Origin of the sequence: Clostridium sp. 1001270J_160509_D11, assembly GCF_015667935.1 — a bacterium.
Lineage (GTDB): Bacteria > Bacillota > Clostridia > Peptostreptococcales > Peptostreptococcaceae > Intestinibacter.
Genome location: NZ_JADPET010000009.1, coordinates 26,462 through 36,415 on the forward strand (window position 1 = coordinate 26,462; position 9,954 = coordinate 36,415).

Annotated in this window: 7 protein-coding genes, 1 tRNA gene, 2 rRNA genes and 1 riboswitch; all 10 genes read right to left on the reverse strand. The window is 32.7% G+C overall.

Annotated elements, in window-relative coordinates; translation table 11 throughout:
• Nucleotides 1-2 precede the first annotated feature (2 nt).
• Nucleotides 3-1,541 (reverse strand): cobyric acid synthase, encoded by a 1,539-nt coding sequence (locus tag I4U58_RS02140; protein WP_195929398.1) that lies wholly within the window; start codon nt 1,539-1,541, stop codon nt 3-5.
• Nucleotides 1,542-1,694: 153 nt separating this feature from the next.
• Nucleotides 1,695-1,860, reverse strand: a riboswitch (cobalamin riboswitch).
• Nucleotides 1,856-2,464, reverse strand: coding sequence for a histidine phosphatase family protein (locus tag I4U58_RS02145; protein ID WP_195929399.1), 609 nt, complete (start codon nt 2,462-2,464; stop codon nt 1,856-1,858). (Overlaps the previous riboswitch by 5 nt.)
• An 18-nt stretch (nt 2,465-2,482) precedes the next feature.
• The gene (cobS, locus tag I4U58_RS02150) at nt 2,483-3,253 is read right to left on the reverse strand and encodes an adenosylcobinamide-GDP ribazoletransferase (protein ID WP_195929400.1); all 771 of its coding nucleotides are present in this window, start codon (nt 3,251-3,253) and stop codon (nt 2,483-2,485) included.
• Between the two features lie 6 nt (nt 3,254-3,259).
• Nucleotides 3,260-3,820 (reverse strand): bifunctional adenosylcobinamide kinase/adenosylcobinamide-phosphate guanylyltransferase, encoded by a 561-nt coding sequence (cobU, locus tag I4U58_RS02155; protein ID WP_195929401.1) that lies wholly within the window; start codon nt 3,818-3,820, stop codon nt 3,260-3,262.
• A gap of 21 nt (nt 3,821-3,841) precedes the next feature.
• Nucleotides 3,842-4,888, reverse strand: coding sequence for a nicotinate-nucleotide--dimethylbenzimidazole phosphoribosyltransferase (cobT, locus tag I4U58_RS02160; protein ID WP_195929402.1), 1,047 nt, complete (start codon nt 4,886-4,888; stop codon nt 3,842-3,844).
• Between the two features lie 215 nt (nt 4,889-5,103).
• On the reverse strand, nt 5,104-6,399 hold the full coding sequence (gene hemL / locus I4U58_RS02165) for a glutamate-1-semialdehyde 2,1-aminomutase (RefSeq protein WP_195929403.1): 1,296 nt from the start codon (nt 6,397-6,399) through the stop codon (nt 5,104-5,106).
• 21 nt (nt 6,400-6,420) lie between these two features.
• The gene (hemA, locus tag I4U58_RS02170; RefSeq protein ID WP_195929404.1) at nt 6,421-7,662 is read right to left on the reverse strand and encodes a glutamyl-tRNA reductase; all 1,242 of its coding nucleotides are present in this window, start codon (nt 7,660-7,662) and stop codon (nt 6,421-6,423) included.
• Between the two features lie 401 nt (nt 7,663-8,063).
• Nucleotides 8,064-8,180 (reverse strand): 5S ribosomal RNA (rrf, locus tag I4U58_RS02175).
• A 10-nt stretch (nt 8,181-8,190) separates the two neighbouring features.
• Nucleotides 8,191-8,265, reverse strand: a tRNA-Thr gene (locus I4U58_RS02180).
• Between the two features lie 54 nt (nt 8,266-8,319).
• A 23S ribosomal RNA gene (locus I4U58_RS02185) occupies nt 8,320-9,954 on the reverse strand; the annotation flags it as partial.

Below are 9,954 nucleotides of genomic sequence, written 5' to 3' on the forward strand. Positions count from 1 at the left end.
ACCTATTGTCCTTTACTTTCTTCGTGCTCTTGCATTATTTGATATATTTTTTCTATATCAAGATGTTCTCTTAAGAAGTCTGCTAATCTGTCGTATTCTTTATCCTTAAATTCTTTAAATGATTTAACTTTACTGTCTATTTTATCTAGACCTTTCATTTCTCTTATGTTGTTTAATATAGTTCTAGTAAAATCTATATCATCAAATATTCCATGAAGATATGTTCCGAAAACATTGCACTCTGAGTTTACACTTCCTTCTGTGTAATTAACTTTTTCATCTAATTTTTGTGTAATTGTGCATAGATTTTTTATTTCATTACCTCTATTGGTAACGCCCATATGTATTTCATATCCTTTAACTTTTTTACCTTCTAAATTATTTAAATATCCACTTAAATCTTTATCTATTATTGCCTTAACTTGAGTTGTTATCTTTTCTAGTTCAAAAGTTGTTTCAGTATCTAGAAGACCTATCCCTTCAACTTCCTCTAGATCACTTTCGACATGATATGGGTCTCTTAATTTTTTACCTAGCATTTGATATCCACCACAAATACCTATAACTAATTTTCCTCTTCTATGTAATTCCTTTATTTGTTCTTCAAGACCATTATTTCTTAAAAACATTAAATCATCTATTGTACTTTTAGTACCTGGAATAATTACTATATCAGGATTTCCTAGAGATTCTCCATAATCTACATATCTAATACTTACATCTTCTTGAGTTTCAAATATATTAAAATCTGTAAAATTAGACATATGTGGCGTTCTAACAATTTCTATATGTATATCATTTCTCGCCATTTGCTTTTTAAATCTCGTAGTTACACTATCCTCATCTTCTATTTTTATATCACAATAAGGTACAACACCTAATACAGGTACATTTATTATTTCTTCTAACATTTTTACTCCGGAATCTAAAAGCTCTTTTCTACCTCTAAATTTATTTATTATTACCCCTTTTACTCTCTTTCTATCTTCTTCGCTTAATAAAAGCATTGTTCCAGCAAGTGATGCAAAAACGCCACCTCTATCAATATCACCAACTAATATTACTGGTGCATCTGCTATTCTTGCCATTCCCATATTGGAAATATCTCTTTCCATTAAGTTTATTTCTGCTGCACTTCCTGCACCTTCCATAACAACTATATTGTAGTTTTCTTCAAATTCTTTAAATATATCTCTCAATACATCCATTAACTCTAACTTATATTCATGGTATTGTAGAGAAGTCATATCTCCAACTACCTTTCCTCTTACTATAACTTGGCTTTTATTGTTGCCACATGGTTTAAGTAATATTGGGTTCATATCTGCTATTGGTTCTAATCCACATGCTTCTGCTTGTGAAACTTGGGCCCTTCCCATCTCTAGTCCTTCCTTTGTTATAAATGAATTAAGGGCCATATTTTGAGATTTAAAAGGAATTACAGTATATCCATCTTGTTTAAATATTCTACCTAAACCTGTAACTATTGTACTTTTCCCAACATTGGATGCAGTTCCTTGAAACATTATTTTCTTACTCATAGCCTCTTCCCCTTCTATTATTTGTAGCGCTATATATTAACTAAAATAAATCTATATTTATCGTATATATATTTAGAAAACTAACAAAAAAATCCTAATAACGAGATTAGGATTTTTTGTATTTATAAAAAAATCTTCACCCCGAGATTTTAACTCTAATAAATTAATTAATCCAGGTATCCTGACTTAACATCATCCTACTCCTACACCTTCCCATTTTCTCAAACAGTGGTTTCTATAGTTTCATCCGTTTCACAGTAGCGGGGGCTGTAAAGGCTTTTACCTTTTTCCCTGAGAAAAATTAATCTAATATTCTATTTTAAAAAACTTGTTTCATTTAACTTATTAATAACAGCAAATCCATTATCAATTTCAACAATACTTATAGATGCATTGTCGATTTTAAAATTCCAATGGTATTCAAAACTATTTGAAATTAAATATGTTAAAATATTTCTAATTGTCCCTGCATGAGCACATATTAAGATTGTCTCATCTTCATCAGACTCATCTAAAATAAATTGTGTTTCTTTTGATACTCTTTCAAAACAATCAACCAAGCTTTCTCCATTTGGATATGTATATTCATATCCTTCTTCTATCATTTTGTTAAATTCATCAGGATAATCTTTTTGAATTTCTTTGAAGTCTTTTCCTTCAAAATCTCCAAAGTTAATTTCTTGTAAATCCTTACTCTGTTGTATTTCTATTGAATTTATTTTAGCTAAATATTTTGCAGTCTCTTTAGTTCTACTTGACGTCGTAGTATATATCTTATCAATTTTTTCATCACTTAAAAAGCCTGTTATTTTTTCTATTTGTATCTTTCCTTCTTCACTTACTTTACTATCTATATGACCAGAGAGTTTCGCAAGTTTATTATCTTCTGTAAGTACATGACGTACTAAAATTAATTTTTTCATTTTCTTCTCCTTACAATGCTAAATTACTGAAATTAGCATATAAGTATATATTAAGAAAAATACTTCTCCAAGTTCTATCGTGCAACCTAGTATATCTCCAGTTACACCATCAATCTTTTTATATATATGTTTTTTAAACAATAATGCAAATACTATTATAAATATAATAGAACTTAAAACTTTTATAATTGTCGCAATAGGTTGTAAGAAAATAAATTTTCCAAATAATATAATTAATATAGAAGAATATACTATACCTGTTATAAGCATTCCCATAGTACATTTTCCTATAAATAAATTACCCATACCTTTTGCTCTTGGAGTTACTGTTTTGTAAGTCATTATCATAACTCCAATTCGCCCTATAACCGGCATAAAAATAACTAGCCATAACAAGTTATTTTGTACTAAGCTATTGATAAATCCTATTTTTAGTAGTATTAAAAACATTATTGCAAGAAGTGAATTTGTTCCTAATCTGGAATCTTTCATTATTTCTAAAATTCGTTCTTTGTCTCTATTACTGTATATTGCATCAAATGTATCACCTAATCCATCTATATGAAGGCCTCCTGTTGTTAAAACTTCTATAAGAGTTATAACTATAGCACTTATAAATGGATCAAATATTGTCAACGAAAGCCAACCAAAAATATATGTTATTATACCGATTACAAATCCTACTAATGGAAAATATACTATTGATTTATGGAATTCTTCATCAAATCCTGTTTCTATCCTAATTGGAATTCTCGTCATAAATTGTAGTATTGAAATAAATCTATTCATATCTCTCTACCCCTTTATTTTTGTAGGAATTCCGCATACAACAAAATAAACTTCATCACTTAGTTTTCCTAGCATTTGATTTATTCTGCCTACAAAATCACAGTAAACTCTACCTAATTTATAACCTGGAACTACTCCTAGTCCAATTTCATTTGTAACCATAACGAAATATAAATCAGTTTTTTTAACTTCTTCCATCAATTTTTTAATTTGGTCTTGTATATAAGCTTCTAACTCATTTATTTCTTCTTCGCTTGCATTATCTATGTCTATTCCATCAGTAAACATTAAATTATTTACTAATAAAGTGATGCAATCTAGTATAACTGTTTGATGTTTTTCACTTATATCTTTTATTATTTTATAAATATCTTTATAAATTTCGTATGTTTTCCACTCTTTTGGTCTACTTGCTTGATGCTTTCTAACTCTTTCTTTCATTTCATCATCAAAAGCGACTGATGTTGCAATATAAGCAGTACTATTATTTTGGTTTTTACATAGTGATTCTGCAAATCCACTTTTTCCAGAGCGTGCACCACCTGTAACTAAAATAACTTTGCTCATAGTTTTCTCCTTAATGTTTTATTACATACCCATATCAACTTCATCGAAAGTTAGCATATTTTTATAAACATAGTTTGCAGCTTCTATCATATTGAATGCTAAAGCAGCCCCACTACCTTCTCCTAATCTCATATCCATTTTTAAGAATGGATCTAATCCTAATAATTCTAAAGCTTTCTTAGCTCCTGGTTCTGCTGAATAGTGTGATGCTATCATATAATCTTTACATCTTGGGTTTATATTTACTGCTATTAAAGCTGCTGCATAAGATATAAATCCATCTAAAACAACTGGTACTCTATTTGCACTACATCCTAATATAACACCAGCCATAGAACCTATTTCAAATCCACCAACTTTTTGTAATATATCTATTCCATCTGTTGGATTTGGTTGGTTTATTTCTATAGCAGTTCTTATTACTTGTGCTTTATGTGCTAATAGTTCTTTTTTAAGACCTGCACCCATTCCTGTTACTTCTTGTGGGTCACATCCTGCAATTACAGATATTATTGCAGCAGATGGTGTTGTATTTGCTATTCCCATCTCACCTATACCTATAACTTTATAATCTTCTTGTATGTATTTTTCAGACATCTCTATCCCAATTTCTATTGCTCTTATAGCTTCTTGTCTTGTCATTGCAGGACCTTTTGCCATATTAGATGTACTTTTTCTTATTTTACAATCGATTACACCTTCAATTGGCTCATCGCAGTTAATCCCTACATCTACTAATTGAACATCTGAACCTACAAATTTAGAGATTGTTCCTACACCATTAATTTTCTTTGGAAAATTCATAGATTGTAAAAGTGTTATATTTTGATTATTTGGAGCTACTCCTTCTTCATATACACCATGATCACATGCAAAAGATAAAACTATCTTTTTTGTAGTATCAAAATACTTGCTTCCGTATATACCAGCTAATTGTATACTTATCTCTTCTAATTTTCCTAAACTTCCTTGTGGTTTTATTAACCTATCTTGCCTAGCTTGTGCTTGTTCCATAAAACGAGTATCTAATGGGTAAATATTTTTACATATACTCTCGATTAAACTCATTGTATGCCTCCCTCTGATTTTGAATTAGATATTGTCAAAAAATAAATAAAATTAATCCTAGCCATAAAGGCTAGGTTTAATTTTATTAAAAATATATCTATTATAAATTATATAAACTAATTTCTAAAGTTTCTACTAATTTCGTTAGATTTTTATAATTTAATTTGTATTTTTTTGCCAATTTTTATATTTTTATAATAAAAGTTAGATTTTATTTATAAATTATGGCATGCTTTTAATGCTTCATAGTTGCATTTTATTGTATATTCTATATCCTCATCTGTATGAGCATAAGATAAGAACATTGCTTCATACTGACTTGGAGCAATTAATATTCCTCTGTCTAACATTTCTTTGAAATATTGATTAAATTTATCTATATCTGATTTAGTTGCATCATCAAAGTTTTGAACTGGTCCTGATGTAAAGAATAAACAAACTAATGACCCTGCTCTATTTACAGTATAATCTAATCCTAATTTTTTAAGATTCTCTTGTATTCCTTCTTGTAGCATTTTACCTTTTCTGTCTAATTCAGAATAAATATCTTTATGGTCTCTTAATGTTTCAAGGTTTTTCTTTCCTAAGAACATTGCAAGAGGATTTCCTGATAATGTACCAGCTTGATAAACAGGTCCTACTGGAGATACACATGCCATTATTTCTTTTTTCGCTCCATATGCTCCAACTGGCATACCTGCACCAATTATCTTACCAAAGCAAACCATATCTGGTTCAACACCAAAGTATCCGATTGAACTATTGTAAGCAAGTCTGAAACCAGTTATAACTTCATCGAATATTAAAACACTTTTATACTCTGTACATATATCTCTTAGTCCTTGTATAAATTCTTGGGTTCCTGGAACAACCCCCATATTTCCTGATACAGTTTCAACTATTACTGCTGCTATATCATCACCTTGTTCTTCAAACACTCTTCTTACATCTTCTATATCATTATATCTACATACTAATGTATTTTTTACTACGTCAGCAGGTACTCCTGGACTTGTTGGAACACCGAAAGTTAAAGTTCCAGAGCCTGATTGAACTAATAATCCATCAGAATGTCCATGATAACATCCTTCAAATTTAAGTATTTTATTTCTATTAGTATATCCTCTAGCCACTCTTAAAGCACTCATTGTAGCCTCAGTACCTGAGTTTACCATACGCACCTGATCTATGGCAGGATATGCATCAACTATTATTTTAGCAACATCTATTTCTATTGGTGTTGCTACCCCATAACTTGTCCCTCTCTTAGCCATTTCTTCTAGTCCTTCAGACATAAAATCTGGACTATGTCCTAGCATAAGAGGTCCCCAAGAACAAATATAGTCTATATATTCATTTCCATCAACATCGATTAATCTATCACCATGTGCTTTATCTGCAAATATAGGCGCTAATCCTACTGATTTAAATGCTCTAACTGGACTATTTACCCCTCCAGGAATGTATTTCTCTGCTTCTTTAAATAATTGCTCTGATTTAGTATACTTCATTACTTTATATCCTCCATAAATTTATATTTCAAATAAATCCTCAATAACTTTTATGTATTCTTCTCTCTGACCTTTATTTTTTACTTGTTTTAAATTCATGATAGGTTCTCTTATTACCCTTTTTAATGCTGAACCTAACATTTTTTCGATTATTTTCTTTTCCCTTTGGTTTAAATCGATTTTTCTATAAATACAATCTAAAGTGTCTTCCTTAATTTCAATACATTTACTATTTAATGATTGTATTGTAGGATCCATGAAAGTCAAGTCTAGCCATTCTACAAATTCGTCAATTTTTACACTTATAATTTCTTGTGCTTTTTGTGCTAACTCATTTCTTTTTATATCATTTTGATCGTGAATTTCTTTTAAATCATCAATATCGTATAATTCTACATAATCTAATTCATTTAATTTAGTATCTATATCTCTAGGCAATGCAATATCCATAATATATATTTTCTTATCTAATTTTGGCATTTCATCATATCTTATAACTAAATGAGGTGATGCTGTTGCACTAACGATAATATCTATGGATTTTTCCTCAATAACTTTATGTCTATCACTATATTCTATCGGAATTATATTTTTAAATTTACTTTGTATTGCCTTTGTTTTTTCAATATTTCTATTAGCTACATATATATTTTTTATCTTTTCTTCTTCTAAGTGGTTTAAAGTAAGTAAATTCATCTTACCTAATCCTACAATTAAAGCATTTTTACCTTCTAGAGAACCTATTTTCTCCTTAAGTAATTTTACACCTATATAACTAATTGAAAGTGGTTGTTGTGATATTTTTGTTATAGTTTTTATTTCTTTAGATGTTGTTATCGCATCTCTGAATAATTTATTAAATACTTTTTTTGTTGCACCCAATTTCATACAAAATTCATGGGCATCTCTTACTTGTCCAAGAATTTGGTCTTCCCCCAAAACAAGTGAGTCTAAACCTGCTGTAACTTCAAATAAATGCTGAATTGCTTCTAAATTTGTTTTCTTAAATAAATATTTATTTATATCTTTTACCCCAAAATACTGCTCATAAAAATCTGATAATTCATTAATTTTTATATCTATATTTTCTGCGTTTATATATATTTCACTTCTATTACAAGTAGATATAATTACTACTTCCTCAATCTCTTTATCTAACAGTATATTTATAACTTCAATTTTTTTCGTATCAGTAAATGATACGGCTTCCCTAACATTTATTGGAGCTAAATTATGATTTACCCCTACAACTCCTATGTTCATATTCTTCCTCCATATTTTCAGATTTTCCCTACTCAACACCTTTACCTATAGTTTTTATTTTATAACATATTATTATAAAAAAAAAGTAACATGTCCCAAAATAATAAAGTATTCTTACAAAATCGCTATTTTTATTTGTTTATTATCAAATCAAGTATATTAGTCTATATTAAATTAAATTAAATTTATAATTGTATTTATTTTGTACTTATTAAATCCCCTAATCTAAAAGTACTTCTTTCTATTTCATAGTCTTTATCTTGTAAAAATCGGTAAAAAAAATGAGCCTTACTAAATATAATTTATATTTATAATAGGCTCGAAAATTCAATTTAGGTTTTTAAAAAAAGATTTTATATTATCCTTTATATTGTTTAATTTCTCGAAAACAAAAAAAGATTACGTGGCTACGTCTTACTCTCCCAGGCGGTTGCCCACCAAGTACCATCAGCGCTCAGGAGCTTAACTTCTGTGTTCGGAATGGGAACAGGTGTATCCTCCTTGCTATAATAACCACATAATTTTATTTGGAGCTGGTGATAGGAGTCGAACCTACAACCTGCTGATTACAAGTCAGCTGCTCTGCCATTGAGCCACACCAGCATATTTATTTATTTAATACTTTCAAAATTGCTAACATTTAATGAATGAATTCATTTGGTCAAGTCCTCGATCTATTAGTATCAGTAAGCTAAATATATTACTACACTTACACCTCTGACCTATCAACCAGGTAGTCTTCCTGGGATCTTAACCTTGCGGTGGGAAATCTTATCTTGAAGTGGGCTTCGCGCTTAGATGCTTTCAGCGCTTATCCTTTCCGTACTTAGCTACCCAGCCATGCCCTTGGCAGAACAACTGGTACACCAGCGGTACGTCCATCCCGGTCCTCTCGTACTAAGGACAGGTCTCCTCAAATTTCCTACGCCTGCGACGGATAGGGACCGAACTGTCTCACGACGTTCTGAACCCAGCTCGCGTACCACTTTAATGGGCGAACAGCCCAACCCTTGGGACCTACTACAGCCCCAGGATGTGATGAGCCGACATCGAGGTGCCAAACCTCCCCGTCGATGTGGACTCTTGGGGGAGATCAGCCTGTTATCCCCAGGGTAGCTTTTATCCGTTGAGCGATGGCCCTTCCATGCGGAACCACCGGATCACTAAGTCCGACTTTCGTCCTTGCTCGACCTGTATGTCTTGCAATCAAGCTCTCTTTTGCCTTTACACTCTTCGTACGATTTCCGACCGTACTGAGAGAACCTTTGAGCGCCTCCGTTACTTTTTGGGAGGCGACCGCCCCAGTCAAACTGTCCACCTGACAGTGTCCCAAGACCAGATTCATGGCCTCTGGTTAGAATCCCAGTACTACAAGGGTGGTATCCCAAGGATGACTCCACACAGACTGACGTCCATGCTTCATAGTCTCCCACCTATCCTGTACATGTAGCACCGAGACTCAATGTCAAGCTACAGTAAAGCTCCATGGGGTCTTTCCGTCCTGTCGCAGGTAACCGGCATCTTCACCGGTATTACAATTTCACCGAGTCTGTTGTTGAGACAGTGCCCAAATCGTTACGCCTTTCGTGCGGGTCGGAACTTACCCGACAAGGAATTTCGCTACCTTAGGACCGTTATAGTTACGGCCGCCGTTTACTGGGGCTTAAGTTCACTGCTTCGATTGCTCTAACAGATCCCCTTAACCTTCCAGCACCGGGCAGGCGTCAGCTCCTATACATCGTCTTGCGACTTAGCAGAAACCTATGTTTTTGGTAAACAGTCGCTTGGGCCTATTCTCTGCGGCCTTCTTTCGAAGGCACCCCTTCTCCCTAAGTTACGGGGTCATTTTGCCGAGTTCCTTAACAACAGTTCTCTCGCTGGCCTTAGGATACTCTCCTCACCCACCTGTGTCGGTTTGCGGTACAGGCACCTTTAACCTCGATAGAGACTTTTCTCGACAGTGTGAAATCAGCTACTTCGCTACTTAATTTCGCTCCGCATCGTACCCCAGCATTATTCCGACGGATTTGCCTATCGGAACTGCCTCAATACTTGCCCGCACATAACCAACAGTGCGGTTAGCTTATCCTACTGTGTCATCCCATTTCTCAAACGGTTATTGGTGGTACAGGAATATCAACCTGTTGTCCATCACCTACGCCTTTCGGCCTCGGCTTAGGTCCTGACTAACCCAGGGCGGACGAACCTTCCCCTGGAAACCTTGGGTTTACGGCCTGTGGGATTCTCACCCACATCTCGCTACTCATGCCAACATTCTCACTTCTATACAGT